Here is a 26,086-nt window from a genome sequence, read left to right on the forward strand (position 1 = left end):
ACTTATTCGGGTGTAGTAATTAGAACGATGCGTTCTATATTTGTTACGCCATATGAATATAATTTATTTATTGTTGGGGAGTAACTTGGGCAACAGGCAAATGTTTTTAAATGAGGCCGTTCGTTGCATTGCTGCGGACATAGGCAAGGTAACCCTGCAGTCGGCTGTATATGAAACGCAGGCCTGGGGGAACACGACTACGCCCGACTATTTGAACCAGGTGATAGAAGTGCAAAGCTGGCTTAGCCCGCGTGAATTATTGCAGCAAGCACTTGCCATTGAGCAGCAGTTGGGCCGTGAGCGGCACGAAAAATGGGAAGCCCGGGTGATTGATATTGATATACTGTTTTACAATCATGAAATTATAGATGAGCCGGATCTGGTGATTCCGCATCCGCATTTGCACAAACGCAAATTTACGCTGATGCCGATGGCCGAAATAAATCCCGATCTGATCCATCCGGTAATGAAAAAAAATATTTTATGGCTCAATGCGCACCTGGCTGATGGTTTGATTGTGAAAAAGTTATAAATTTGAGTTTCATAATCATCAGTTTTTATTTACCATGTCTGATCATACCGGCTTAAATTTTGATCTCACCTTTTTGTATGAAATTGCTGATGGCAGCAATGAGTTTATTGTAGAATCAGTAGATATGTTTTTACAACATACCCCTGCTTTGCTGCAAGAGATAGGTGGCGCGGTAGCCATTAAAAACTGGCCGGTGGCAGCAGCAGCAGCACATAAGTTAAAACCCAATCTTGGTTTTTTCGGAATGCTGGATAGCCAGGCACTTGCCCAGGAGGTGGAGTTTATAGCAAAAAGCGAAAATCCGGATGCTGCCGGCATCATTGCAAAGCTCGACTTGCTAAGCAGCGGTTTGCACACCAACTTAACTAAGCTGGGCCAGATTAAAGATGAAGCTGCAACGCAGTTATAAAAAAAGCTCTTGAAATTTATTATTGCCGGAGGGTGAACGTGTAGCTCTCCATAATGAGATTGGCCAGTAGGCTTTTACAGGCCTGTTCTACTTTTGCATGAGCTTCGGCCTCGGTTGCCGCTTCAACTTCCAATGATACATGTTTGCCGATACGAACATTTTGGATTTCGGTTAGGCCCAGATTTTTCATACTTCCGGTTACTGCCTTTCCTTGCGGGTCCAGAATCTCTTTTTTAGGCATTACATCTATCTCGGCCTGAAACTTCATGAGGTTGTAAATTTAAGTTGTATTACCGATAGTGCAATGTATATCGCTATAACTACCGGTATAGCCGCAAATTTAAAAAATAGAATGAGAATTGCCGAAAACAGCAATAGCAAATAACGGTAAATATTTTTCTCACGGTCGCGGCTTTTAAATTTAAGCGACATCAGCGGCAGTTCAACTACCAGCAGAAAGCACATGAGCAGTACAAAGCAAGCCAGAAAATAAGGATTCAGTACATAATCCCGCCATAAGTAAGGATAATCCTTTACAATAAACGGCAGTGAGGCAATCAGGATAGCATTGGCCGGTGTGGGTAAACCGATAAAGCTTTCGGCCTGCCGGACATCATTATTAAACTTGGCCAGCCTGAGCGCTGAAAATACAGGAATAAGAAAGGCGGCAAAATTAAGATAAGTGCTTACACTGCCAATTTGCGGCGCCAGTAGAAAAAGCTTGTATAAAATTACAGAAGGAAGTACGCCAAAGCTCACCATATCGGCCAGCGAATCCAAATCCTTACCAATATTGGAGAACGACTGCAGCACACGTGATGCCAGTCCATCGAAAAAATCAAATATGGCGGCTAAAAATATACAGTAAGCTGCAAAAATCAGGTTATCCTGAAAGGCCAGCACAATGCCTATACAGCCGCTGAATAAATTAGCGCAGGTAATAGCATTGGGTACATGTTTGGTTACACGTTTACGCATGTGGCCTTAAAAGTAGCGGTTATAAATTAAAATACGGTTAACTTGTTTAAAACCTAATGATATTCTAACCTGTAGTAAACAAAAATGCCATTTCCTGTAAAGGAGATGGCAAGTATTGGTTATGATTAATAATATTATGAATTCATGGAAATCAAAAATTCTTCGTTTGATTTGGTGCCCCTGATCTGCGCCAGCAAAAACTCCATGGCCTCCTGCGAGTTCATATCGGCCAGGTGATTGCGCAGTACCCAAACGCGGCGCAAGGTTTCGCGCTCCTGCAGCAAATCATCGCGGCGGGTACTTGATGCGGTAATATCAATAGCCGGGAAGATGCGCTTATTGGATAATTTACGATCCAGTTGCAGCTCCATATTACCTGTACCCTTAAATTCTTCAAAAATTACTTCATCCATTTTTGAACCGGTATCGGTAAGGGCAGTGGCAATAATGGTTAATGAGCCGCCATCCTCGATATTACGGGCGGCGCCAAAAAAGCGTTTAGGTTTATGCAGCGCATTGGCATCCACACCGCCTGATAAGATTTTACCGGAGGCCGGTGCTACGGTATTATAAGCGCGTGCCAAACGCGTGATTGAATCGAGCAGAATTACTACATCATGGCCGCATTCTACCATACGCTTGGCCTTTTCAAGCACAATGTTGGCTATTTTTACATGGCGTTCGGCAGGCTCGTCAAAGGTAGACGATACTACTTCGGCGCGTACGCTGCGGGCCATATCGGTTACTTCTTCGGGGCGCTCATCAATCAGTAAAATGATCAGGTAAACCTCGGGATGATTTTTGGCAATGGCATTGGCCACATCTTTAAGCAATACCGTTTTACCGGTTTTAGGCTGTGCTACAATCAGTCCGCGCTGGCCTTTGCCAATAGGCGAAAACAGGTCCATAATGCGGGTAGAATAATTGCTGCCCTCGGTAAATAAATTCAGCCGCTCTGCAGGAAATAACGGTGTTAAGTGGTCGAACGGAACACGGTCGCGCACCTGCGCAGGCTGGCGGCCATTAATGGCTTCCACACGAACCAGCGGGAAGTACTTTTCGCCTTCCTTCGGCGGGCGGATACTGCCGCGCACGGTATCACCTGTCTTTAAGCCAAAGAGCTTAATCTGCGATTGCGATACGTAAATATCATCAGGCGAGGTCAGGTAATTATAATCAGATGAGCGCAGGAAACCGTAACCATCCGGCATAATTTCCAATACGCCCTCATTTACAATTACATTATCAAAGTCCAAATTAATGGGTGGTTCCTGCTGGGCCTTTTGCTGCTGCGGGCGGTTGCCGTTCTCACGGTTTTGGCCGGTATTAGTATTAGTATTAAATCTGCGCTCAAACTGTTGCGGCTGCGGGCGCGGCTCCTGGGCCTGCTGTTGCTGGCGGGCAAGTTTTGCAGCTATAGTTTCTGTAGCCTCGGCATCGGGTGCAACCTGTGCTGCCGGTTCTGGCTGTGCCGCAGGCTCTTCTGCCGGTTTTACCTCGGCTGCCGGCTCTTCTTCAGCAGCGTAGGCAGGGTTGGTATCTTCTACGGGCGTTTGTACGGTAACCTTTGGCTTTAATGTACGCGTTCTTTTGCGCGGCTTATCCGCTGCTTCGTCAGTACCATCAGCAGGGGCTGAATCTGTAGCGGAAGTATAAGTATCTTGCTGCTGGCGGGCGGCATCAATAAGCTGGTTTTGCTCATTAATACGGTCAATCAGTTGTGGTTTACGTAATTCGTCGGCTTCGGTAATGCCTAAATTTTTTGCCATTTGGCGAAGCTCAGGCACAAGCTTGTCATTCAATTCTAATGTATCGGGCATGGGATGGATAATGAGTCCAATAAAAGATGATTAATTTTTGGAAATAAATATTGCAGTACAACTGCGATGATTAAATCAATATGAGATGTAATATAACAACGTGGGATTTTTAAACCGCTGCCGGAACCGGCAGTTGTTAAAGGAAACGCTGCAAAAATACATAATTATATTTACAAGCACAACTACTTGAAAAATTAAGTATATAAGGCTTAACACTACCGCCGAAATTTAGTTTTTTTGAGCCTGAAAATATTTTTTATCACTTATGTTGAACTATCAGCAGCTTGTAACACAGATCAAGCAGAAAAAAACCTTCCTGTGCATTGGATTAGACAGCGATCCGGATAAAATTCCGGCTTGTTTGCACGCTTTTGCCGATCCGGTGCTTGAATTTAACAAGCGCATTATACATGCCACGCAAGATTTATGTGTAGCCTACAAGCCCAATGCTGCATTTTACGAAAGCCGTGGCATCCCCGGCCTGCAATGCCTGATAGATACTTACAAACACATTCCGAAAGACTGTTTATCGATTATAGATGCCAAGCGGGGCGATATTGGCAATACCAGCGATCAATACGCTAAAGGGTTTTTCAATGAAGCTGCCTCCGGAATGGGCTTCGATGCCATTACCATAACTCCCTATATGGGGCACGACAGTATTACACCATATCTGCAATACGAGGGTAAATGGGTAATCATATTAGCACTTACTTCATCGGCAGGCAGCCGGGATTACCAATACCTGGAAACTAACGATGGCCTGCTGTATGAAGCTGTAATTAAAAAGGCCAATACACTGGCTGGCACCGATCGGCTGATGTATGTAGTTGGGGCGACTAAAAGCGAGGAGTTTACCAGGGTTAGAAAAGTAGCGCCTGATAATTTTTTGCTGGTGCCGGGCGTAGGTGCGCAAGGCGGAAGCCTGGAGGAGGTGTGCCGGTACGGCATGACTAAGGATTGCGGTCTGCTGGTGAATGCATCGCGCTCCGTTATTTATGCCTCGAACGGTGAAGACTTTGCCGGGGCGGCACGCGCTGAGGCTTTAAAACTGCAGCAGCAAATGGAAGAAGAGTTAAGCAAGGCTGGCGTGATTTAATTGTACCCATAGCCTGAATGCAAAAGGGCACCTTGTTTACAGGGTGCCCTTTTTTAATAATTGCAAAAGAACAGATTAATCTTTCTCTACATCAATCTTACCTTCAATAGAATCATCCAGGGTTTTACCTATTACGGCGCCAACAGCCTGTTTTACCAGGGCTACTGCATTGCCGTGTTTATTGTCCCAATAGTAACCTTCAGTTGGTTCTACCTTTAACACAGTAATGCGCGGATCATCCACACCTTCGGTAAACCAGGTTTTTAATATAGGTTCCCAAAGCTCCTTGATTTTTTCTTTGTCTTCACTCAGGCTGGCAATACCATAAATGTTTAAGAATTTTGCGTAAGAAGAACCCTGGAACAACAGATGTACAAAAGGATCTTTGCTTAACTCATCATTTTTGTGGCTGTCCTTGCTGCTCAAAAACCAAAAGTTGCCATCATCGTCCACTTTCTGTACGCTCATGGGGCGGGTAGAAAACGGTATACCGGTTTTAATGTTACTGCAGAAAAAGCAGGTCTTGGCATCGTCTACTAATTCTTTTATTTTTTTAACACCTTCGGCATCATATAAATCCTTGTAATTATCCTCAGGTTGTTGCTGATTAATGCTGTCCATATTTATTTTTTATAGTTAATGAACTGAATAAACCAGCAGAAGGATGGTTTGTGTTTTAAAAAGATGAAGTAATGCCGGTTTAACATCAACCGTTACCAATTATGTATACACGTGCGCTATATATCAGTAATCTTCCATAAGATAATCTGCTTGTCATCGCCGGCAGAAATCAGCATGTCTTCGTTCCAGGCCAGTTTGTTTACTGATAGCTGATGGGCTGGGTAACCTTTTTCCCTGCTAATAATCTTATACAGTTTAAAATCATTCAATCCCCATATTTTTATACTCTTATCCATGCTGGCTGTTGCGGCAAAGGGAAGGGAAGGATGGCATACGATGTGGTTAATTGCAAATAAATGAGCTGGTATACTGTTTACAAGGGTATATGAATGGGTATCCCAGATTTTTAGTAGAGCATCGCGGCCGCCGCTGAGCAGGTAGCGGCTATCCGGAGTATAGCATACAGAAAATACAGCCATGGTGTGGCCGTTCAATTGGGTTACAGGTGTATAATCAGTTAAATGGTAAATATGCACAGCGCTGTCGCGGCAGCCAAAGGCCACCTGTTGCCGGCTTGCAGAAACAGCTATACTGCGTACCGTATCGCCCGATACCTTTATGATATGCACCAGTTCAAACGTTTGCAGGTTCCATACCGATACCGTTCCATCCTCAGAAGCTACAAGCACTTCCTGTTTTGTACTTATGGCCTTAATGTCAAAAACCGGTTTTTTGTGGTGCTTTAAAGTGGCCACAATTTTCTGCTGAATAAAATCGAACACTAAGATATTGCCGTTACGCAGACCGGTAAGCAGCAGGGGGAAACCTGTAGGGCAATGGAGGGCATATATAGTAGAAGCCACCGGGAACATCACTTTAATAAAGTTCAGGTTTTTCAGGCTCCATTCTACAACGCCCTTATCATTACCGCCGCTAAATAAAATACCTGGTTTTTGCGATAGCTCCAATGTAAACACAGGGTTGCCATGGCCGGTGAGCGTACTGATTCTTTCTGCTTTCATATCAATACGCTAATTACGCAAATCCCTGTATGATATGGTCGATATAATTAGAATTATCGGCTTGGTTGGTCTGCCCGGAAATAGAGAAGCAACCCTGCTGTAATTATTAAGTAAAGCAGGGTTGCTTCTTTTAATGATGCTGATACGTGAATGCTACTTCTTATAAAAATCAGGCAGCGGATTTAGCTTTGGGTTTTGCCGCTGGTGCCAGTAGGGATATACAGGAGGCAACTCGCTGGCTTTGTCCAGCTTTTGTACTTGTTCAGTGCTGAGGTTCCAGCCGGTGGCCGCCAGGTTTTGTTTCAACTGTTCTTCATTGCGTGCACCTATAACAAGGTTTACTACGGTAGGCCGTTGCAGCAGCCAGTTTAAAGCCACCTGGGCTACAGACTTTTCTGTTTCGGCAGCTATCTCGTCCAGCGCATCTATAATGGTATACAGATGTTCCATATCAGTGGCCGGCCCGTGTGCCCCGCCCTGACTGATGCGTGAGCTTTCGGGCACCGGCTGGCCGCGCCGGAATTTGCCGCTGAGCTGACCGGAGGAAAGCGGGCTCCATACGATAGTGCCCACCTGCTGATCGATCCCCAATGGCATCAATTCCCATTCAAACTCGCGGTTCAGCAATGAATAATACGCCTGATGCCCCACATAGCGGGCCCAGCCATAGCGTTCCGAAACAGACAAAGATTTCATTAAGTGCCAGCCCGAAAAATTGGAACAGGCAATATAGCGCACTTTGCCGGCCGTAATCAGATCATCCAGGGCCCGGAGTGTTTCTTCAACCGGGGTGGTGGCATCAAAGCCATGCATGTGGTAAATGTCGATATGATCGGTATTCAGCCGCTTCAGGCTATCGTTGCAGGATTGAACGAGGTGGTAACGGGATGAACCAAAATCGTTCGGGCCTTCGCCCATACCAAAGGTGGCTTTGGTAGAGATTAATACTTCATGGCGCATCCCGTTGAGTGCCTTGCCTAAAATTTCCTCTGACAAGCCGCGTGAGTAGACATCGGCAGTATCAAAAAGATTTACGCCGACATCCATGCATAGTTTTACCAGTTGTTTGGCTTCATCAAGCTGGGTATCACCCCAGGCTTTAAAAAATTGGTTGCCGCCGCCAAACGTAGCGGTTCCGAAACTTAGCACCGGTATTCTTAAGCCCGAGGCTCCTAATTGCCTGTATTCCATAGTTGAGTTGAGTTAATAACAATTACCGGGATAACAACAAAAAACCGGTTTTGCCTTAACCGGCCTTGTTTTTTACAGCGCGTTAATAAACGGATACGCTTGCTTTGCTAAAACAGAGAGAATTGTTGAGGCAGCAATTGTACAGGCGGTGCAGTTAAGGTAATATCAGGGTAACCTGGGCTTTGTATATGGTATACCCGGCTTTCCTGATAGCGTGAAGCCACGATAATCTGCGTGTTGCCTGCATGTTTATTAAAGAGCTGCTGCGCTAAATCGGGGCAGTTATTTTCTTTAGATAAGTGCGCCAGCAGCAGGTGGCTTAAAAAGGGTGCGCGGTAAGCCTTAAATACTTCAAGCGCCTGCCGGTTAGAGAGGTGCCCTTTGCCGCCGCTGATACGCCTTTTCAGGTGGTAGGGGTAAGAGCCGCCGTGTAACATTTGCTCATCATAATTAGCCTCTAAAAAAGCTGCGTGGCACTGGCTGAAATGTTGCAGTAAATTTGTACAAGGTACACCAATATCAGTAAACACACCCACAGTAACTCCGGCGCTGCTGATGGTAAAACTGTGCGGTTCAATGGCATCATGGTGTTTCAAAAAAGCGGTAATCGTTAAACTGCCGATGGAAACCGTTCTGTTTTCGGGTATAGGAAGGTTAAGTTCATCCTCCAGTTCGAGGCGGCCATTACGGCAGGTGCGGGGCGTAATGTAAACCGGTACACGGTGTTTTTTTGCCAGTACCGGAAGCCCGCGAATATGGTCAGCATGTTCGTGCGAAATAAAAATGGCTTTCACCTTTTGCATGGAGAGGCCAAGGCGCTGCATCCGCTTTTCCACCTCACGGCAGGAAATACCTGCATCTACCAGTATAGCTTCGTGGCGGTTACCCACATAATAGCAATTACCATTACTTCCGGAATTTAATGAGGCGATGTATAACGACATTGAGCCTGCAAAGTAACCGGTTTTAAACCTTAAATGCTAAAAATATTTGCCTTGTAAAAACTAAATGATCTTGGGGTGATGATATCAGTAAGATATGAACGGAATTAAATAAGCGCCTGTTTAATAACCAATGCTTATTTTACCAGTTGTCTGATAACCTCAGCTACCCACACGGGTTGCTCTAACGGATACAGGTGCCCTACGCCTTGTGTTTCAATATGGCGGGCGCCTTTAAAATAAGGTAATACCTGCTCATCAATCATTTTCGGCGTAATGGCTTTGTCGTCTTTAGATGAGATTATGGTTACCGGCATTGTTAAGTGGGTAACCTTATCGGCAATGGAATCATCCATACCTTTGTTGATCCACCAGCGCCAGGTATTTTCGTCTGCCATATAGTTGGTTTCTACCGCTAAAGCAAATCCATCTGTAGTAAGCGGCTGCACAGTATTTTTTTTAATGTTGGCGGTGGCGGCTTCGGCGCTGGGGTGCACCAGCATCTGCTGCCTTTCATCAGCAGGTACGTCTTCAAATGTTGGAGGGGAGGGAGCCAGCAGGATGAGTTGTTCTATCATTCCGGCAGCTGCATCAGCGGCCACTTGCATAGCTACCTTTCCACCCATAGAATGGCCGATGACAACACATTCAGTGATTTGCAATTGGGTAAGCGAATGCTGTACATCATCAGCGAAGGCTTGTATTGAAGGCTCTTCTACCGGCGAACTTCCGCCAAAGCCGGGCAGGTTTACCGCTACAACATGATAATCATTTTGTAATTCCTGGGCTACCCATTGCCAGCTATCGGCCGAACCGCCAAAATAATGCAGAAGCACCAACGTTTTGCCATTGCCTTGCTTGCCCCATTCCATTACTTTGTTAGAAGATAATATAGTGTTTGCCATAATTGTAAAGCAAAAAAGCCTGCTTTAGAACTGAACATCCAAAGCAGACTTTTGTAAGTTGTAAACAAAATTAATTAACCGAAAGCCGATTCTACCGAACCGCCGTCTACACGGTAATTACTGCCATTTACAAAGCTGGCCAGCTCTGAGGATAAGAACGCAATTACGTTGGCTACTTCCTCCGCTGTACCGCGGCGGCCTACTTCCAGGTTCGGACGGTCTGACTTTAGGAAAGACTTTACCGCTTCTTCACGGGAGGTGCCTTCATTTTTGGCCCGCTCATCCATCATGGCATCGGTCATTGGTGTTTCAATAAACGCCGGAGAAATGCAATTGAACAATAACCCGTCGTTTGAGTAAGCCCTTGATAAACATTTAGACAGGTTAATGATACCGGCCTTGCAGGCATTATACGGGCTCTCTTCTTCATAGGGCTGAAAGGCATTTTCAGATGCCACCAACACCACGCGGCCCCAGCCGTTCTTTTGCAACTGCGGTATAAACGCACGGCACACCCGAACGGCACCCATCAAATCCGTATCAATGGTCTTTTGCCAGTCTTCATCCGTCAGGGTTAAAAAATCGCCTGCCGCACCGCGTGCACCGGCGCAGTTAATTAACATATTGGCGCCGCCAAATTCTTTGTCGGCAACTTCGGCTAATTTCAAAACGCTGTCATAGTTGCTTAAATCTGCTGCCTGAGCTATTATTTTTGCGTTTGCTGCGTAGGCTCTTAATTCTTCAGCCGCTTTGTCCAAGCTATCCTGCTTAATATCGGAGAGAACGATGTTCGCACCTTCACTTGCTAATATTTTGGCAGTAGCCAGGCCAATCCCCGAATCGCCGCCGGTAATTACGGCGGTTTTCCCCTCAATACCTAATTTCATTGTTGTATCAATTTATGTTATATAGTAAAGCCGCTTATAAAGCGGCTTTACTTGTTGTATCTTGTAAAGTTGTGTTTTGCTTAATTTACTGGCTGTCACGCAGGGCTTTGATCTTGTCATGTGAGGCCTGAATCTCGCCAGACTGGCTGCTTACCAGTGAGCTGTACTCGGCTGAAAGGCCGCTATCGGGCGCCAGGGCATCCTTGTAGGCTTTCTTGATGGCATCCTCGCCACGCTCGCACTCGTTTAAGATGCTCTGACGGTCAGAACCGCCAAACAAGGCCTTTACGTCAATCCAGGCACGGTGCAGGGTACCGCTTACCGAGTTGGAAGTTTCGGCATCGCCGCCGGCCTGGCCTACCTTAGCGGTCAGCTCCTGGCTGAATTTGCGGCTTTGCTGGGCGTAATCCTCAAATACGGTTTTTAAGTCCTGGCTGCCGCCATCCAAATCCTTGATCGCTTTTTCAAAGCCGTCGGCGCGGTCGTTATTAATCTTAATTAAGTCGGTTAGTACGTCTAATGAACTGTCTGAAGTTGCCATAATGGTAAATGTTATTGTGTTATATAACGATGCTGATAATAACTATCTGCGAAAAGATATGTTTCGCTTCCGTTTAATTTATTAGTGCTATGTGTTTTGGCCGTACCGGTGTGGTGTGTTGTGTTGTAACTGATATTATACTAAATTACTGCCCGGCAAAACTTACTCAATAAGCCGGTTAAACAATATGCAGCAAAGATATGAAGGGCAAACGCGGATGCTGGTGGCTATAGACAGCATTGTGTTTGGTTTTGAAGGGGCGAACATCAAGCTACTGGTCATTAAGCGCGGCCTGGAGCCCGAGCGTGGAAAGTGGAGCCTGCCGGGCGGCTTCGTTCAGCCTGACGAAGACCCTGATCATACGGCCATACGTGTGTTAAAGGAACTTACTGGATTGGATAATGTGTACCTGGAGCAATTGCAGATTTACGGTAAGCCAAGCCGCGACCCGGTGGAACGCACACTTTCGGTAGCTTATTTTGCACTGATAGATATGAACAAGTACCAGCAAACGCTTAGTGAGGCTTACCATGCCGAATGGTTTGATTTAAGCGAACTGCCCGAACTGATATTTGACCACGGCGAAATGGTAAAACGGGCCCGCAAGCAATTACGCTACAAAGCTGCATTACACCCGGTAATATTTAAACTGCTGCCCGAACGTTTCACCATTCCGCAGTTACAGCAATTGTATGAAAGTGTATATCAAACCGCTTTTGACGACCGCAACTTTAGCCGTAAACTGCTTTCGACCGGATTACTGATAAAAATGAATGAAAAGGATAAGTTATCATCCAAAAAAGGAGCTTTCTATTACCAGTTGAACCAGCAAAAGTTTACAGCCAACTTTGAGGCGATGCTCAACTTTGTACCCAATCATGATAAAATTGTTGCTGACAGTGATTTCTGATACAGGAGGTTAGCCGTATACCTTTTTTGTGCGTTGTTATCCTGAATTTTTGCAATAAAGCCCATATCCTCAAAATGTTTGCTATTTTTACAGTGTAACCGGTATGCCGGTTAATTTGCGCAACCTATATTCAAAAGCTATCACATTCAATAGTTGCTGCTAATGAACAGGTGTACAGCCGGGTAAACAGGGCTGTTCTGACATGAAAAAAATACTCGTTTCTGCGTTATTGTATATCATTGCTTTTGTAGCGCACGCGCAACAAAAACCTCAATATACCCAGTACGTTTTTAACAATTACCTGCTCAACCCTGCAGTATCCGGCATTGAGAATTATACAGATTTTAAGGCAGGCTACCGCAGCCAGTGGACCGGCCTTGACGGTGCGCCAGTTACCAGCTACCTTACTGTAAATGCACCTATAGGGAGTAACTTTGTAAACGGAGATGCTACCGGTATGCCGGCAGCGGGCGGAGTAAACCCTTACAGCCGTTTGTATGCACAGGAATACCGCGCCGCAGAGCCGCACCACGGTATCGGGCTGATGATTGTTTCGGATAAGGCTGGCCCCATTTCGCAAACCAATCTGGATGCTACCTACGCCTATCACTTAGGTATTACTGATAAGTTAAATTTATCGGTAGGGGTAATGGCGGGTGTAAACAGGATAAGTTTAAATACTTCATTAATAACCCTGGAAACAGCGCTGGATCCGGCAATTGCCAACGGTAATTTAAGCCAGTGGAAGCCGGATCTGGGTGTAGGGGTGTGGGCTTATTCGGGCAACTATTTTGTGGGGGCCTCGGTGCAGCAGCTGCTAAAGCAAAATTTATACTTTAGCGGTACCAATACGGTTACGCAAAGTACTACCGTGCCTCACTATTTTTTTACAGCAGGATACAAAATTTATTTAACAGATGAGGTTACATTGCTGCCATCGGTATTGGTAAAGATAGTGAACCCTGTACCGGCAAGTTATGATCTGAATTTAAAGGCAGCCTTCGGCGACCGGCTATGGATTGGTGGTGCCTACCGGCACAATGATTCGTTTTCGGCCCTGGCAGGTGTAAATGTAAACTCAGTAATCAATGTAGGTTACTCATACGATTTCACCACCTCTAACCTGCGCACCGTAAGTAACGGCTCACACGAAATAATAATCAGTATTTTGTTTAATAACCGTTATAAAGTGATATGCCCGCAACACTCTTTCTAACGGAAAGCTGAGCTGAATAAGTTAAGCAGACAAAGGAGCTGCCATTGGCTGGCGGTTATCCAGCAGATGTTCAATCCGGCTGATTAACTGATCCATATCAAATGGTTTAGCCAGGAAAGCGTCGGCGCCGGCATCCATTGCAGACTGGGTAACATCGCGGCTGGCCGAAATCATCATCACAGGAATGGATTGCAGGTCCGGCCTTGCTTTCAGCGCACGGCAAACGTCTCGCCCGTCAGTGCCCGACATCCAGATATCTAACAAGATCAGATCTGTAAAATTTCCTTTCAGGTCCAGCAAATCAGCGCCATTATAAGTATAGTTTACCTGATAACCGTAATAATCAAGCATCATCTGTACTGCATCCACAATTCCCGGATCATCGTCTGCAATATATATTCGTTTCGGCATGTTAGTAATAGGTGCTGGCAAACTTAAAAAATTAATTGACGGCGATGTATATAATATGTAAAAATTATTAACACAGTATTAAGTGTATTGTGTCATGTGTGCACTGTTATATTATCAACTTTATTTGCTTGTAACGCCGGTGTTACCTGTAATCGTGTATATATTTATGCGTTGTAAACTACTGCATTAATGTTATTACGCAAACTGCTGCTGCTATCAGCCCTTTACATATGCTGTTTTTTTAATACAGCATCTTATAGTTATGCCCAAAGGGTAAAACCCGGGTTTAAGGTAATTGCCTTCTATACCGGCAAAAATGATAAAGCACATATCAGCTTTGTACACGAGGCCAACCGGTGGTTCCCGGAGGTGGCCAAAAAGTACCACTTCGTTTATGATTCAACCAGTAATTGGGGTAACTTAAATGCTGCGTTTCTTTCCAGGTACCAGGTGGTGTTATTCTTGGATACCCGGCCTGAGGGGGAAAGTCAGCGCCGGGCTTTTGAAGCCTATATGCATAAGGGCGGTGCATGGATGGGTTTTCATTTTTCGGCGTTTGCTTTAACCCCGTCTGATTATCCGCAGAACTGGGATTGGTATCACCAGACTTTTTTAGGAACTGGTGAGTATAAGAGCAACACCTGGCGGCCTACTTCGGCTATCCTCCGGATAGAGGACAAGCATCATCCTGCTACCTATAAACTACCGTCAAAGTTTAAATCGATGCCGAACGAGTGGTATCGCTGGACTAATGATTTACGGCAAAATACTGCTATTGACATTTTGCTGGCTGTGGATTCGGCCAGCTTTCCGCTCGGCACCGGCCCCAAACCAAATGAGATATGGCATGAAGGTTATTACCCTGTAGCGTGGACAAACCGCAATTACCACATGATTTATATGAACATGGGGCACAATGATATTGACTACGAGCATGGCACTAACCGTGATCTTTCACACACGCTGGCTGATCCTGTGCAAAACCGGTTCATCACACAGTCGCTGTTATGGATGGGCAGTGGCCATAAGCGCAACTGATCTCAGCAAAAGTTTAACTGATAATTTTCATTTGTGGTTATCCGTTCAGTTATATTGCAGTTCCAAATTAATATATACACATCATGAAAAATCTAATGTATGGCATGGCAGCACTTGTACTTATGGGTACAGGCACTGCACAGGCTCAAAACGCATTAACTCAGCAACAAAAGAAGCAGGGCTGGCACCTGTTGTTTGACGGCAAAAGCACTTCCGGCTGGCACATTTATGGCAAGCCGGATACAGAACCGGCCTGGAAGGTAATAAATGGCTCCTTACAGCTTGATCCTAAAGCCGAAGGTCAGGGGGATTTGGTCACCAACGGAGAATATGAGAATTACGAACTTTCGTTGCAATGGAAAATTTCTCCGGAAGGTAACAGCGGGGTTATTTTTAGCGTAAATGAAGACCCTGCCTATCATGCTACTTACGAAACCGGCATAGAAATGCAGGTACTGGATGACGAGAAGGCAGAAGATAACAAGAAGGCTAATCACCTGGCTGGTTCGCTGTATGACATGAAAGCGCCGGCTGTTAAAGCGGTAAAGCCGGCAGGTGAGTGGAATATAGCCAGGATATCTAAAAAGGCAGGCCATTTAATTTTCACCCTAAACGGTAAGGAAACAGTGAATGTTCAGATGGGAAGCCCTGAATGGCAAAGTTTGATTGATGCAAGTAAGTTTAAAACATGGAAGGGCTTTGCCGCTTTTCCTAAAGGCCATATTGCCTTACAGGATCATGGACATGTAGTTGCTTTTAAAAATATTATGATCAGGGAGTTAAAATAATTTAGCTGCTGTTAATTGTATAAATTAATGATGAATTTATTTGCAGTATAACATACTACCTGATTGCTAATATCGTTAGTATACTGTATCTGCGCGATGCAGATTGATAAGATTAAACAACGACCCTGGCATGTATGCCGGGGTTTTTTTGTACAAAACGGGCAGTAGTGAAGTAGTGCCGATAGAAGATTGTACTTATCAGAAATACTTTCTTTCATTACTAATCTTTTGAAAGATAACAGTACTGGTCTGAAAAATAATAAGAAGAATTTTCAATTCATCAATAACTGTATTGCTGGCTAACACGTATATAATGCCATTAAACAATTAGAGCCAATTTGTTTGTAAGATGATAACCGCAATTGTAACACTGATATGCGCTAATGGTGTAGTATTGATATATAAGAACAATGCTTATCCGAAACCTGTAAACAATAATGCAAACAAAAAAATAAATTGAGCTGAGATATCAGCCTGTGTATACATGAATAAAAAATTTAAATCGACTAAAGCTGTAGTTGCATACCCAATTGCCTGCCGTTAAAGATTAACTGATTATGGGTTAAAAATCTCCTCAGCTTGTTGCCATGGTAGCGTTCAGCTCCATACATGGTGCCATCAAATAATAGGAGGAATGCCCCCTGCAATAATACAGAAGCACCATAGCCACGCAGGCGGTCAGAATTTTTAACATGCCCGCGGTTGCGCAGGTACAATCCTGTGCCAATGTAGGCCACATCCAGCCCGGCATTAATTACAAATACTTTTTCGATCTTTTGTTGCGCTTTCAGGCTTTCTTCTGGGGTAAGTTGCCTGCCGTTGTCTGCTTTACTGCCAAAATAACCTGCTGTTGCTGCACCCAGGTTTATCATATTCCAGATGATGTTCATCTGGTGAAAACGCTGTGCGGCGCCGCCGGAGTTATAATAACCAACCGTACCGGTAGCTATATTGGCTACTGCCCAGCTTCCCAATACCGCCATACCGGTCTGTTTGATCTCGTTCCGCGAATGGTTCAATAAAATTAACGAATCCTGGCTGAAGGCGGCGTTGCCGGCCAGCAGTATGGCAGCAGCAAGCAACAGGGTACGTAACATGCTTTTCATCATATACTTATATAGTTAAGGCTGGCATTATTTAGTTGCTCAACGTTTGTTAAATGATGTTTATTGGTGTGGTTATTCGCCAAATAAGGTGATAAGCAGGTTCCGTTCGCCGCCATAATTGCGGTGCTCGCATAAGTAGATACCCTGCCATACTCCCAGCGCCAGTTTGCCATTACGTACCGGAATCATTACCGAGGCGCTCAGCATTGCCGCTTTTATGTGAGCGGGCATATCATCCGGGCCTTCGTCATTGTGCATATAATCCGGATCATTTTCAGGAACGGCTTTGTTAAACCAGGTTTCAAAATCCTGCCGCACAGTAGGGTCGGCATTTTCATTAATGGTTAATGAAGCCGATGTGTGTTGTATAAACACCTGGCATATACCGGTTTTAATTTCAGTGAGCTGTGGTAGCGCCCGCAGCACATCAGCCGTAATTAAATGAAATCCACGCCGGCGGGCGCCAAGTTTGCACTGCTGCTGGTATATTTTCATGGGTTGGGTTGCTTAAGCTTTGGTACCGCTTACATTCAGGGTAACCATGCTGCTATGCGGAATGTTTAGCGTTCTGCCAGGCACCGTGTGTAAATAATATTTCAGATAGCCGGCAATTATGCCCTTTATATTCCTTTCGGCAATCTTTTCAAATTCCGGATCGCCATAACTGTCCTGCAGCGAGCGGATGAAGTGCAAATTGCCCTTTTCATCAACCGTTACTGCAAATGAGTAACTGAAATCATCATAGGCTTTGGATATATGGATTTTATATTCCGGAAAGTAGTAGGCTTCCTCTGCCACTATGCCGGTCAGAAAATCAGGCTTCACCTCGTGTTTAAGTACAGTTAGCGCGGGCGATGTGCTGGTTAGCTGCGCAGGCTGCGTTGCTGCAAACGCCTTTTCAGGATCGAGGCGCGCTTGTGCCGTTAGTTGCCGGATGTAGGCGGTATCACGGGGATAGGGTTTTCGTAGCACGGCTGCTGTGGTATGCAGCTTGTTTTTAATATAATCGTCCGCGTAGAATTTCATGAATACAAAGGGGCCGGTATGAGAAATTTCTTTGTTCTCTACTTTGAGCACCTGGAAGGTGATGCTGTCGCGGCTCATGTTCTTTACCCTCAACCAGGCCCAGTCAATGTTAATTACCGAATCGTGGTCTAAAATAATCGGACTGATGAGTGATTTTTTTCTTACCGCGCTGTACACCCACATAGAATCTGCCGAAAGTGTTTTAAGCTGCCAGTCGGCTCCCTGGTAATAGCCATGCCGTTCAAACACCAAACCGGTTTCAAAGTATCGTCGCACTTCGGTATAGCTAACGCCTGTAATGCTTTTAAAGGATATTTGTGGTTTGGCTTTAACGGTATTGTGCTTCGGGGCAGAAGTGCATCCTGATAACAGGGTTACAGCAAATGCTGCCAGGTTAACTGTAAAGAGTAAGCCATATCTGTTTAACGAAAGCCCAATTTTGTACAATGTGAACATTGCGGTGAATATATAAAATGTTTGTATGCGTAAGCACAAGGCCTTGTAAGTTATAACCAGACAAGCAATAAAGTGCCTGAATTACTGGATTGCAGCAACATCTTTTTTAAATTTTTTGTATCCGTTAGTATAAAGCATATGGGTGCTGGCGGGCGGCTTCAGTTCATTTAGCAGGGCGGTTACCTTTATGAGTTGTAATTTTTGCGGAGAAAGTGAAGGCGCAGGTATGTTTAAGCAGGTGGCAATGTCATCCCCTAACAGGTACCGCATCAGTTGGCTGATATCTGCCATTGAAAGTAAACTGTTTGCGCTTACCGACCCGAAATATTGAATAAGTGAGTGTGTGAGTGCCTGCCCTTGCTCAGATGGCCCGAATTGATGCAGGCGGATAGCTTCTTCCAAATGGTTTGCCTGTAGGCCGTCAGCAGGCAACAGCGGTTCACTCAGCCCTAACAGGCAACCAATTACATTCCATAAATGCAGGTACGCGGCTTGCTCTTCATACGTAATTACATAGCCCATCTTACGCAAACCACGGATAACGATTAACGAGAAGGACAGGTTGGTGCCTGCCATATCCTCCTGATTAACAGGGTAACCCCATGCGGCATTCCACCGGCCGCTTTGCAGCGTGTAATACCGGGCGGCGGCATGGGTAAGCCGTATTTTCAAACAGGCGGCAAAGCCTTTGCCTTCGGGTGTAAAAGCCGAGGGTGACATCACATCCCACACAAATCCGGCTGTTTCTGATAATCTTTTACCGGTATTGTTTCTTATACGCTCAGAAAGGTAAAGTACCATTGCCCCATTAGCCCCTGCATAGCAGTAGGGGAGTGAAAGCAGCCCCAGCAGGTTCATGATGGCTTGTGCATAACGGGCGAAAAAAGCGGCCCCAGCCTGCATCTGCTTTATATCAGCCCATGCAGGAAGAATAGTGCTGCTTTTAAAAACGTTGTTTAACGCATAGCTGTCTGGCAAATGCTGCAGCTGGTTATTGCTTTTGATACCTGCTAACCAATCATATAATAGTTGCTTACCTGCAGCAGCAGCAAATGCCCCGGCAATAAATCCGTCAGCCGGCTGATCACCCAGTTTACGCTGCTCTTCAAGAAAGGAGTGATGATAGTGATGAGCCATTTAATTTAACATCTTCCTGCGGCAAATATTGTTATAATCACCCGAGTTTATCCTAAGCCCTCTTCATGTCCCGGTACTGAAACATCATAAGCATTCAACAGTACCGAAATCAGGCAGTAGGTACCTGCCAGATAAACCAGTTCGGCTAAGGCCTGTTCGCCGAACAAGCCCAAGGCCAGTTCATAGGTAGATTGTGGTAATTGTCCGCCATTGCTTAACACTGCGGCAACATCATAAGCTGCGCTTTCTTCAGGCGTTAAATCATTGGGGCGCTGCCCTGCCGTAATGCTGGCAATTTTTGTAGCCGACAGGCCGGCCTTAGCTGCCACATGCTCATGTGCATACAACTCGTAGCGTGAATGGAAACGTGCACCTGTAACCAATATGACTACCTCATGCGCCGGTTTAGGAAGGGTAGAATGCTCGGACAAGGCCATGGTATGTGCCCAAAGCGGCCCTCCAAACTGCGGAAAGTGCAGCATGGGAGCGAAGGGGCCGATCAAGGCACCGTCCTGACGCGCAGAAACAAAACCCTTGAGGTGTTTTTCAATACCCTCTTTCATGTTATTGTACAAGGGTTTTTGATCCTCATTAAGCTGGTCAGGAGGAATAGGGGGAAGTCGCATATGGTATTTTTTCTTATCAACTCTCACCCCTGCTGCCTTGTTTTTATTTATAATCAAATATTTTGCCCGGCCTTAACCATTTCATGTACAGGAGCGATGAGAAGAAAAGGGTCAGTTTCTGCCCTCATAAGATTAAATATGTAATTTTACGCCAAATTGAAGACGAGTATGTATAGGATTAAATTGTTTGGTGTGCTAACGCTGGCAATATTGCTTGTAAATTGCCGTAAATCCCTTGAAGTTGCGGCAACGGATGCCAATACCGACTTCTACTTGTCTGGACCGAACATTTATTTGAACAGTGAGATGTTGGCCACCGCCAGTTCAAATGCGGGCACTGCTTATGATTGGGATTTTGGCGATGGCACTGCACACGGTACGGGCGTCATAGCCAGGCATACGTATAGCCGTTCCTGCATTTTTACGGTAACGCTTAAGGTAGGATCAAATTCCTCTTTCAAACGGATCAGGGTATTTCCCGGTGAGTTAAGTTACCAGGTAAAAAATTCCATCGACCGGGATTTCAGCAATTACCAGTGCCGTATACTCGACCCCAGCGGCGGCAATGTTTATACTTTGAATGGTAACCTGATTACCAGTGGCAGCGTAACAGATACTATTTTTGTTACCATAGGCAGTAACCGGGTGGCTACCGGCTTGTTGGCAGATGGTTACATACAATCGAACAAAGGCAGCACCCTGAAGTTTGGCATAGGCATTCCGTTCGATAAAGGAAAGCACAATTATATAGAAATGACACCTGCTACACTGGGTAATTTTTATCAAACCAGCGGGAATACGCCGCTGCCATCATCGGCTATAACTATTGCTTCCGCCATTGCCAATTATTGATCAGTTATAAGTGAGCAGTGGCATAACTGCAGCCGTTTATGCTGCAATACCGTTCCTTTAATGAATACCGATGCCATTGAAAATATTTAACGCCGTATTTTTTATTATTTTTTTAGGTTTTGCTTATGTAAACCTGAATGACCCGGACGCATGGTTGTGGGTAGGCATTTATATGACGGCAGCCATTTGCTGCGGTATGGCTATATTTAAAAGATTTTATCCGAAACTTTATCTGATTATATGCGCCTTTTACTTCATTTATGCAGGCATTATCTTCTTTTATAAAGACGGCGTGTGGGACTGGATAGTGAAATATCATACCCCCGGTATCACAGAAACGATGAAAGCCGAAAAGCCGTGGATAGAAAGCACCCGTGAATTTTTTGGATTGCTGATAGCTGCCGGGGCTTTAATGATTAATTTTTTTGCCGCTGGCAGGGTTAAAGGTAAAAAGTCCGCCCTGCCTGGGCGATCAGCAGAGCGGACTTTAACATGGAGTAAACAGAAGCTGTAATCTTACCAGTCTTCGCTCATATCCGTATTGCTGATAAAGGCAATCCGCTTACCATCCGGCGACCATGACGGGGTGTTCATGGTACCTTGTCCGCCATATATATAGGCCAGCACCCTCGGCGTACCGCTGCCATCCATTGGTTGCAGGCGGATGTATACATGTTTATAAGGGGGATGAGCACCGGGTTCTACTTCTTCTTTCAGGAAGGACAGGTAAACGATCCACTTACCATCCGGCGATATATGAGCAAACCAGTTGTTATAATCATCTTTCGTAATCTGCTCCGGGTTGCTGCCATCCGGGCGCATGCGCCATATTTGCATCAGGCCCGAGCGTACCGAGTTAAAGTAAATGTATTTACCGTCGGGCGTATATTCCGGGCCATCATCCAGGCCTTCGCTGGTAGTTAGCCGTACTTCGGGGCCGCCGGTTACCGGTATTTTATATACATCGTAGTTTCCGTTACGCTCGCCGCAAAATACCAGGCTCTTACCATCCGGCGACCAGCCGTGCAGGTAAGAAGGGCCGCGCGGCGTTACCTGCACCGGTGTACCGCCCGTAACCGGAACGGTATAGATTACAGAACCACCTAATTCATTCTGGTTGTTGCTCAGGCCGATACTGCGGCCACCGAAGGCCAGCACATGATCGTTGTTGTTATTTATTACCTTGCCGGTGTTTAATAGCGTCTGTTTGCGAGAAGCTATATCGAAACGCTGTATCAGCCCCTTATCATCATTATAAATCAGCGTTTTGCCGTCAGGCGTCCAGTTGGGTGCCTGAATAGAGTAAGGCGCCTGGTGTATCACTTGGCGCCGGCCGGTGGCAACGTCTAATATTTCCAGGTTACTGCTCAGCTTCATCTGTGTATTGGAACCGGAAACGCCTTTGTAGGGTACTGTAATACTTACATCGCTGATTGTGCTGGTTTCAGTTACGTTTGCATTGTGGGCGCATACAAACATACCCACATAAACGTCATCGCCCAGGTCAATATCCTGCACTTGCTGAACGGTGTAGGGCTGCCCAAATTTTGCGGCACGCATGGTGTAGGTGTTGCCGGTGCGTTCCAGCTGCACCACATCCGCTGTTTTCAAGTCCAGTGGTTTTTCTTCGGTAACACCGGCGGTGGCTTTGCGGTATTGCAATGAGGTTAAACCGCTGCCATGTTCTACCGCGCTTACATGGGGCGAATTGCTTTCAAGCGATTTGCGTACCATCCATCCGGTTTTCCGGTGCGGGTCTGCACCTTTACCGGCAAATGCTACGCGCCCGTACAAAATAAAGTCGCCTTTCATTTTTTTCCATACCAGATGGAAATCGTCATGGTCATTCCAGATATTACTGCCTGAGCCGGTTAGGGTATATTGCCGGCCCGCAGGCAGGTATTTTACACTACCCTTGTGTGCTATGGTGCCGATGTCGGTTTGTCCGGTAAATATACCTGCAGACTCCTGCGCCTGTACTGTAAAACTGAACGCAGAAAGCATGGCAATGCCCAATACAGGGGCTAGGCGAAATTTGAACATAATTTAGAATTGGTTGCTGGTAAAGCTAACCAAATGCAACAATTATTTTAATCTTAATAGCAGAAATATTTGTGGCCCAAATCAGGGTAGGATTACTACTGATTCTGCTTATGTATGCGCTAAATAACACCTGAAATCATTTGCCAGTAATACAGGAGATAAGGAATTATTTAATCGGGGAGTTAGCTGCTTACAGCAGTAAAAACTGCTTGAAGTGATGGGTAAAGTGTTTATTATGCCATAATACCCATTCCTGGCGGTTTAACGCTCCGAAGCTGCCATGTATTGCAGCGTTTTTAGGAATAGCATAATATTGATCAAATGTGTTTAGTTCCTGCGTCAACTGGTCAACAGCAGTAGCCAGGTCAGGGTATAAGTGATCGGAAAGGAGGGTTTGTAAAATTAAATTTTTAGGTATCTGTGCATCCGTATAAACCCATATTTGCTTGCTTTGAGCAGCCTCATCTGCCGTGCTGCGGCAAACATCTGTTTGTACGCCATTGGATAGTTGCAGCATATCTACCAGATGCGCTGTCATTTGCCGGGCAGTCATGTTTCCCCACAACGGTTTCGTTTGAGGTTGAAGCCGGTTTAAGGTTTCCCTCAATTCCTCCCGGTTGTTTATGTCTGCGGATAAGGCCATTTCTGGTAGGTTATTTAGAAGAACTGAAGTTAAGAAGCTGTTTAAAAATGATTCTAACTATTACTATTGCCAGTCGTCATTGCGAGGAACGGGCGCCATCCTCAGCTTATAGAGCGGCCATACCCGTCGGGGATTGCTTCGTTCCTCGCAATGACGCGCTTTTTTACTCGTTTTTAAACAGCCTCTACATACACAAGCAGAAATCAGCAGTCATTTTATGTCAACCTCGATTATTTTAAATTGTTGAATATTAAAACATTATACAATTTATTTTTTGAATTATGTCATCCCTTTTAAGTCGTTTTACAAATTAGCAAGGGTAGGTATAAGGAAAAAAGATAACGCTTTACTTCACTACTACCTGTGCGGTACTGCGGCTAAGCTGTTCCAGTAATACCGCTTTACCGGATATCAGCTGCGAAAGCGTATCCTGCTGATAGTGCCGCAGGGTAATCAACTGCAGCTGCTCATTGTAGCGCGTAGAAAAATCTGCCTGCAGCTGCTGTAATAAAATTTTAAACCGGGGCGAATCGTCAAAACAAACACTGATGGTAAGTGCCGAAATTTGCAGTACATTAATTTTGATGCGCTGCGCGGCAAAAAGCCCGGTAAGTGTGCTTAAATGCTGTTCGGAAATAAACGAATGGTTTTTTGCCGTTACCGATAGCAGCACCTGGTTGTTCTTTACAATAATAACCGGCTTTTGATAATGCACCTGCTTTACATCATGCACCCGGGTACCCATTTCCTGCGGATAGGCAAAAGACTTCACCAGCAGCGGAATCTGCTTATCCAGTAACGGCTTTATAGTTTTGGGATGGATAACCGTAGCGCCATAGTAAGTCATTTCAATAGCTTCATTATAGCTTAACTCGTCAAATTTTACGGTATCGGCAAACAGCTTCGGATCGGCGTTAAGTACGCCGGGCACATCCTTCCAGATGGTTACCGCTTCGGCCTGCAAACAGGAAGCGAAGATAGAGGCCGTGTAATCTGACCCCTCTCGGCCCAGGGTAGTGGTAAAGTTTTCAGAGGTGCCGCCTAAAAAGCCTTGGGTTACTACAATGTTTTGCTGCGAAAACGCCGGTATATCCTGCTGAATTACAGTGCAGGTTTTATCCCAGTCTACCACACCTTCACGGTAGGTATTATCGGTATGAATGTAGCTGCGTACATCCAGCCAGCTGCTTTTAATACCTGCCTCATTTAAATAAGCGTTTACAATGCGGGTAGAAAGCAGTTCGCCGATGGATACCAGTTGGTCATAAATAAAATCGGGATCATCATGCGGCTCATCCTCCAGCATCCAGTCAATCTCAACGAAAGTATTTTCCAGTTCATCCATCACCGGGTGCTGCTCGCCGAATAGTTCATGTGCAATACGGTAGTGTGCATCTTTTACCTGCTGAAACAATTCATGCACATCATCGGCCTGGTTAATATAAGCGTTAGAAAGTGCTTCCAGTGCATTGGTAGTTTTACCCATAGCTGATACCACAATTAGTAACGGCCCGTTGGCATATTGCCTTACAATTGCGGCCAGGTTAATCACGCCTGCCGCATCTTTAACTGATGCGCCTCCAAACTTAAATACCTGCATTAGTGAATATATGTAGCAGCAACAGAACCTGGCTTAATCAGTTTACTGATTTTCTGATAAGGGATTTCCAGGGAAGTTTGCCCCGCTGCATAAGGTTTTATTTCGTTGGGGTTATACATAAATTTAATACCCAATGGAGTAAGCGCAAAATTGTTGTTCAGGCTGAACCTGGCATTTTTGAAAAAATAATCGTTAGCCAGTGTTGCGGTAGGTGTAAGTAACTCTTCCGCTCTGAAGATCTGTTCGGCTATGGCATTAAGCTTCGGCGCATAGCCGCTGATAAGAATATCATCAAGCCGGAGGTTCTTTTTAGCCCTGGTGTCCCAGTTGATATACTTGGTAATTGTTATACCATGTGCACCGCCCTGCCAATAATAACCTGATAGTTCTATGGTAACCAGTGCAGTATCATCAGTAATAATTTCAGCATGGCTGTCTAATGAATAGTGCATTTGCGCAGGTATGCTCCCGCCTTTTTTATCACGATCATATTGAGCGATCAAACCTTCGGCCGCTTGTTGTACCGTGCTGTAGCTTGCTTTGTAACTGGTGGCAAAGAGATTGGCCAAGTGATAGCTAACCGTATCATTCAATGCCGGCTGCTGCTCAAAAACCGGATATTTAACTACTGCCGCTGTGCAGGAACTATCAGATTTGGTACCGCAATCGGCCGCACGTTGTCTGATGGTTTTGTAAGTGTACTTTAAAGTATCCGTGTTCACTTCAGCATTCTTAAGCCTGTTGGGCGTTTTAGGGTCGGTGCAGGCCGCCAGCAGGCCTATCAGTGCAATTAGGGGTATAAGATTTAGTTTCATGGCTTAAAATCAATAATCTGCTGTTTAGTTAACGAGGCGTTAAGCCAGCCCGGCTCAATATGCGCCTCATATTTGTTATAAAAGTTGATGGCCGGTTCGTTCCAGTCCAGTACCTGCCAGGTCATGCCGTTAAAACTCAGCTCCTGTGCTTCCTGTATCAGCCGGTTAAACAGCAGTTTACCTAAACCCTTGCCGCGCATAGCTTCGGTTACAATCAAATCTTCCAAGTACAGGCGGCAACCCTTCCAGGTAGAATAGCGGATATAATACAAGGCAAAACCGGCGATAACGCCATCCGCTTCGGCTATAAAGGCTTTCCATACCGGGCATGGGCCAAAACCGGCATCTTCAAATTCGGGCAGGGTTACGCTTACCTCCAGCGGGGCTTTCTCATAGTCGGCCAGTTCCTGTACCAATTCCAGCAGGCGGGGGCAATCCTCTTTTCGGGCTATGCGTAGGCTGATCTGCATCGC

The 26,086-nt window shown here is 45.4% G+C and carries 30 protein-coding genes; 9 read left to right on the forward strand and 21 right to left on the reverse strand.

The genetic code is table 11. The features are described 5' to 3' along the window. Window positions 1–52 precede the first annotated feature (52 nt). Entirely contained in the window at window positions 53–532 is a 480-nt protein-coding gene (gene folK, locus ACY652_RS14330; RefSeq protein ID WP_462265069.1) for a 2-amino-4-hydroxy-6-hydroxymethyldihydropteridine diphosphokinase, read from the forward strand. Window positions 533–566: 34 nt separating this feature from the next. Beyond that, the gene (locus tag ACY652_RS14335) at window positions 567–941 is read left to right on the forward strand and encodes an Hpt domain-containing protein (protein ID WP_462265070.1); all 375 of its coding nucleotides are present in this window, start codon (window positions 567–569) and stop codon (window positions 939–941) included. Window positions 942–960: 19 nt separating this feature from the next. Here the strand turns inward: ACY652_RS14335 and purS are convergent, their stop codons facing one another. The 3 genes from purS to rho form a co-directional block, all read right to left on the reverse strand. Continuing rightward, complete coding sequence (gene purS, locus ACY652_RS14340; RefSeq protein ID WP_462265071.1) at window positions 961–1,209, reverse strand: phosphoribosylformylglycinamidine synthase subunit PurS; 249 nt, start codon at window positions 1,207–1,209, stop codon at window positions 961–963. Next, window positions 1,206–1,919: a CDP-alcohol phosphatidyltransferase family protein gene (locus tag ACY652_RS14345; protein ID WP_462265072.1), complete on the reverse strand. Its 714-nt coding sequence runs from the start codon at window positions 1,917–1,919 to the stop codon at window positions 1,206–1,208. The genes purS and ACY652_RS14345 overlap by 4 nt, the downstream gene beginning before the upstream one ends. 134 nt (window positions 1,920–2,053) lie before the next feature. Beyond that, window positions 2,054–3,739 carry a transcription termination factor Rho gene (gene rho / locus ACY652_RS14350; protein ID WP_462265073.1) on the reverse strand — a complete coding sequence of 562 codons (1,686 nt, stop codon included), beginning with the start codon at window positions 3,737–3,739 and terminating at the stop codon, window positions 2,054–2,056. Between the two features lie 268 nt (window positions 3,740–4,007). Here rho and pyrF point away from each other — a divergent pair, with 268 nt between their 5' ends. Continuing rightward, window positions 4,008–4,838: an orotidine-5'-phosphate decarboxylase gene (gene pyrF, locus ACY652_RS14355; RefSeq protein ID WP_462268265.1), complete on the forward strand. Its 831-nt coding sequence runs from the start codon at window positions 4,008–4,010 to the stop codon at window positions 4,836–4,838. 75 nt (window positions 4,839–4,913) lie between these two features. Here the strand turns inward: pyrF and ACY652_RS14360 are convergent, their stop codons facing one another. From ACY652_RS14360 to ACY652_RS14390, 7 genes are all read right to left on the reverse strand, one after another. Next, complete coding sequence (locus ACY652_RS14360; protein ID WP_462265074.1) at window positions 4,914–5,459, reverse strand: pyridoxamine 5'-phosphate oxidase family protein; 546 nt, start codon at window positions 5,457–5,459, stop codon at window positions 4,914–4,916. Between the two features lie 116 nt (window positions 5,460–5,575). Then, window positions 5,576–6,481 (reverse strand): WD40 repeat domain-containing protein, encoded by a 906-nt coding sequence (locus tag ACY652_RS14365; RefSeq protein WP_462265075.1) that lies wholly within the window; start codon window positions 6,479–6,481, stop codon window positions 5,576–5,578. A gap of 153 nt (window positions 6,482–6,634) precedes the next feature. Then, a complete protein-coding gene (locus tag ACY652_RS14370; RefSeq protein WP_462265076.1) occupies window positions 6,635–7,672 on the reverse strand; it encodes an aldo/keto reductase in 1,038 nt (345 codons plus the stop codon). 107 nt (window positions 7,673–7,779) lie between these two features. Next, window positions 7,780–8,616: an MBL fold metallo-hydrolase gene (locus ACY652_RS14375; protein ID WP_462265077.1), complete on the reverse strand. Its 837-nt coding sequence runs from the start codon at window positions 8,614–8,616 to the stop codon at window positions 7,780–7,782. 134 nt (window positions 8,617–8,750) lie between these two features. Further along, window positions 8,751–9,518, reverse strand: coding sequence for an alpha/beta fold hydrolase (locus tag ACY652_RS14380; RefSeq protein WP_462265078.1), 768 nt, complete (start codon window positions 9,516–9,518; stop codon window positions 8,751–8,753). Window positions 9,519–9,592: 74 nt separating this feature from the next. After that, a complete protein-coding gene (locus ACY652_RS14385; protein WP_462265079.1) occupies window positions 9,593–10,405 on the reverse strand; it encodes an SDR family NAD(P)-dependent oxidoreductase in 813 nt (270 codons plus the stop codon). A gap of 85 nt (window positions 10,406–10,490) precedes the next feature. Then, the gene (locus ACY652_RS14390) at window positions 10,491–10,946 is read right to left on the reverse strand and encodes a ferritin-like domain-containing protein (protein ID WP_462265080.1); all 456 of its coding nucleotides are present in this window, start codon (window positions 10,944–10,946) and stop codon (window positions 10,491–10,493) included. Between the two features lie 187 nt (window positions 10,947–11,133). Here ACY652_RS14390 and ACY652_RS14395 point away from each other — a divergent pair, with 187 nt between their 5' ends. Further along, window positions 11,134–11,856: an NUDIX hydrolase gene (locus ACY652_RS14395; protein WP_462265081.1), complete on the forward strand. Its 723-nt coding sequence runs from the start codon at window positions 11,134–11,136 to the stop codon at window positions 11,854–11,856. Window positions 11,857–12,058: 202 nt separating this feature from the next. Beyond that, entirely contained in the window at window positions 12,059–13,072 is a 1,014-nt protein-coding gene (locus ACY652_RS14400) for a PorP/SprF family type IX secretion system membrane protein (RefSeq protein ID WP_462265082.1), read from the forward strand. Between the two features lie 21 nt (window positions 13,073–13,093). Here the strand turns inward: ACY652_RS14400 and ACY652_RS14405 are convergent, their stop codons facing one another. Next, window positions 13,094–13,483 carry a response regulator transcription factor gene (locus tag ACY652_RS14405; protein ID WP_462265083.1) on the reverse strand — a complete coding sequence of 130 codons (390 nt, stop codon included), beginning with the start codon at window positions 13,481–13,483 and terminating at the stop codon, window positions 13,094–13,096. 189 nt (window positions 13,484–13,672) lie between these two features. On the opposite strand from ACY652_RS14405, the gene ACY652_RS14410 reads away from it, so the two are divergent. Both ACY652_RS14410 and ACY652_RS14415 read left to right on the forward strand, forming a co-directional pair. Further along, complete coding sequence (locus ACY652_RS14410) at window positions 13,673–14,521, forward strand: ThuA domain-containing protein (RefSeq protein ID WP_462265084.1); 849 nt, start codon at window positions 13,673–13,675, stop codon at window positions 14,519–14,521. Window positions 14,522–14,604: 83 nt separating this feature from the next. Then, window positions 14,605–15,309, forward strand: a complete 705-nt coding sequence (locus ACY652_RS14415) for a 3-keto-disaccharide hydrolase (RefSeq protein WP_462265085.1) — start codon at window positions 14,605–14,607, stop codon at window positions 15,307–15,309. A 506-nt stretch (window positions 15,310–15,815) separates the two neighbouring features. Here the strand turns inward: ACY652_RS14415 and ACY652_RS14420 are convergent. The 5 genes from ACY652_RS14420 to ACY652_RS14440 all read right to left on the reverse strand — a co-directional run bounded on the left by ACY652_RS14420 (window position 15,816) and on the right by ACY652_RS14440 (window position 19,660). Then, complete coding sequence (locus ACY652_RS14420) at window positions 15,816–16,418, reverse strand: DUF6992 family protein (RefSeq protein WP_462265086.1); 603 nt, start codon at window positions 16,416–16,418, stop codon at window positions 15,816–15,818. 69 nt (window positions 16,419–16,487) lie between these two features. Continuing rightward, complete coding sequence (locus ACY652_RS14425) at window positions 16,488–16,910, reverse strand: secondary thiamine-phosphate synthase enzyme YjbQ (protein ID WP_462265087.1); 423 nt, start codon at window positions 16,908–16,910, stop codon at window positions 16,488–16,490. Window positions 16,911–16,922: 12 nt separating this feature from the next. Continuing rightward, window positions 16,923–17,897, reverse strand: coding sequence for a hypothetical protein (locus ACY652_RS14430; RefSeq protein WP_462265088.1), 975 nt, complete (start codon window positions 17,895–17,897; stop codon window positions 16,923–16,925). 81 nt (window positions 17,898–17,978) lie between these two features. After that, window positions 17,979–19,034, reverse strand: coding sequence for an oxygenase MpaB family protein (locus tag ACY652_RS14435; RefSeq protein WP_462265089.1), 1,056 nt, complete (start codon window positions 19,032–19,034; stop codon window positions 17,979–17,981). 47 nt (window positions 19,035–19,081) lie between these two features. After that, window positions 19,082–19,660, reverse strand: coding sequence for a carboxymuconolactone decarboxylase family protein (locus ACY652_RS14440; protein ID WP_462265090.1), 579 nt, complete (start codon window positions 19,658–19,660; stop codon window positions 19,082–19,084). A gap of 168 nt (window positions 19,661–19,828) precedes the next feature. Here ACY652_RS14440 and ACY652_RS14445 point away from each other — a divergent pair, with 168 nt between their 5' ends. Then, window positions 19,829–20,512 carry a PKD domain-containing protein gene (locus tag ACY652_RS14445; protein ID WP_462265091.1) on the forward strand — a complete coding sequence of 228 codons (684 nt, stop codon included), beginning with the start codon at window positions 19,829–19,831 and terminating at the stop codon, window positions 20,510–20,512. A gap of 70 nt (window positions 20,513–20,582) precedes the next feature. Beyond that, window positions 20,583–21,026: a transmembrane 220 family protein gene (locus ACY652_RS14450; protein WP_462265092.1), complete on the forward strand. Its 444-nt coding sequence runs from the start codon at window positions 20,583–20,585 to the stop codon at window positions 21,024–21,026. 2 nt (window positions 21,027–21,028) lie between these two features. Here ACY652_RS14450 and ACY652_RS14455 read toward each other — a convergent pair whose 3' ends face one another. From ACY652_RS14455 to ACY652_RS14475, 5 genes are all read right to left on the reverse strand, one after another. Next, window positions 21,029–22,555, reverse strand: a complete 1,527-nt coding sequence (locus tag ACY652_RS14455) for a TolB family protein (protein ID WP_462265093.1) — start codon at window positions 22,553–22,555, stop codon at window positions 21,029–21,031. 190 nt (window positions 22,556–22,745) lie between these two features. Further along, entirely contained in the window at window positions 22,746–23,198 is a 453-nt protein-coding gene (locus ACY652_RS14460; protein WP_462265094.1) for a DUF1569 domain-containing protein, read from the reverse strand. Window positions 23,199–23,544: 346 nt separating this feature from the next. Next, window positions 23,545–24,798: an aspartate kinase gene (locus ACY652_RS14465; protein ID WP_462265095.1), complete on the reverse strand. Its 1,254-nt coding sequence runs from the start codon at window positions 24,796–24,798 to the stop codon at window positions 23,545–23,547. Then, window positions 24,798–25,613 (reverse strand): DUF3298 and DUF4163 domain-containing protein, encoded by an 816-nt coding sequence (locus ACY652_RS14470; RefSeq protein ID WP_462265096.1) that lies wholly within the window; start codon window positions 25,611–25,613, stop codon window positions 24,798–24,800. The genes ACY652_RS14465 and ACY652_RS14470 overlap by 1 nt, the downstream gene beginning before the upstream one ends. Further along, on the reverse strand, window positions 25,610–26,083 hold the full coding sequence (locus ACY652_RS14475) for an N-acetyltransferase family protein (protein ID WP_462265097.1): 474 nt from the start codon (window positions 26,081–26,083) through the stop codon (window positions 25,610–25,612). The genes ACY652_RS14470 and ACY652_RS14475 overlap by 4 nt, the downstream gene beginning before the upstream one ends. Window positions 26,084–26,086 lie beyond the last annotated feature (3 nt).

The sequence above is a fragment of the Mucilaginibacter sp. genome (assembly GCF_965200995.1).
GTDB lineage: Bacteria > Bacteroidota > Bacteroidia > Sphingobacteriales > Sphingobacteriaceae > Mucilaginibacter.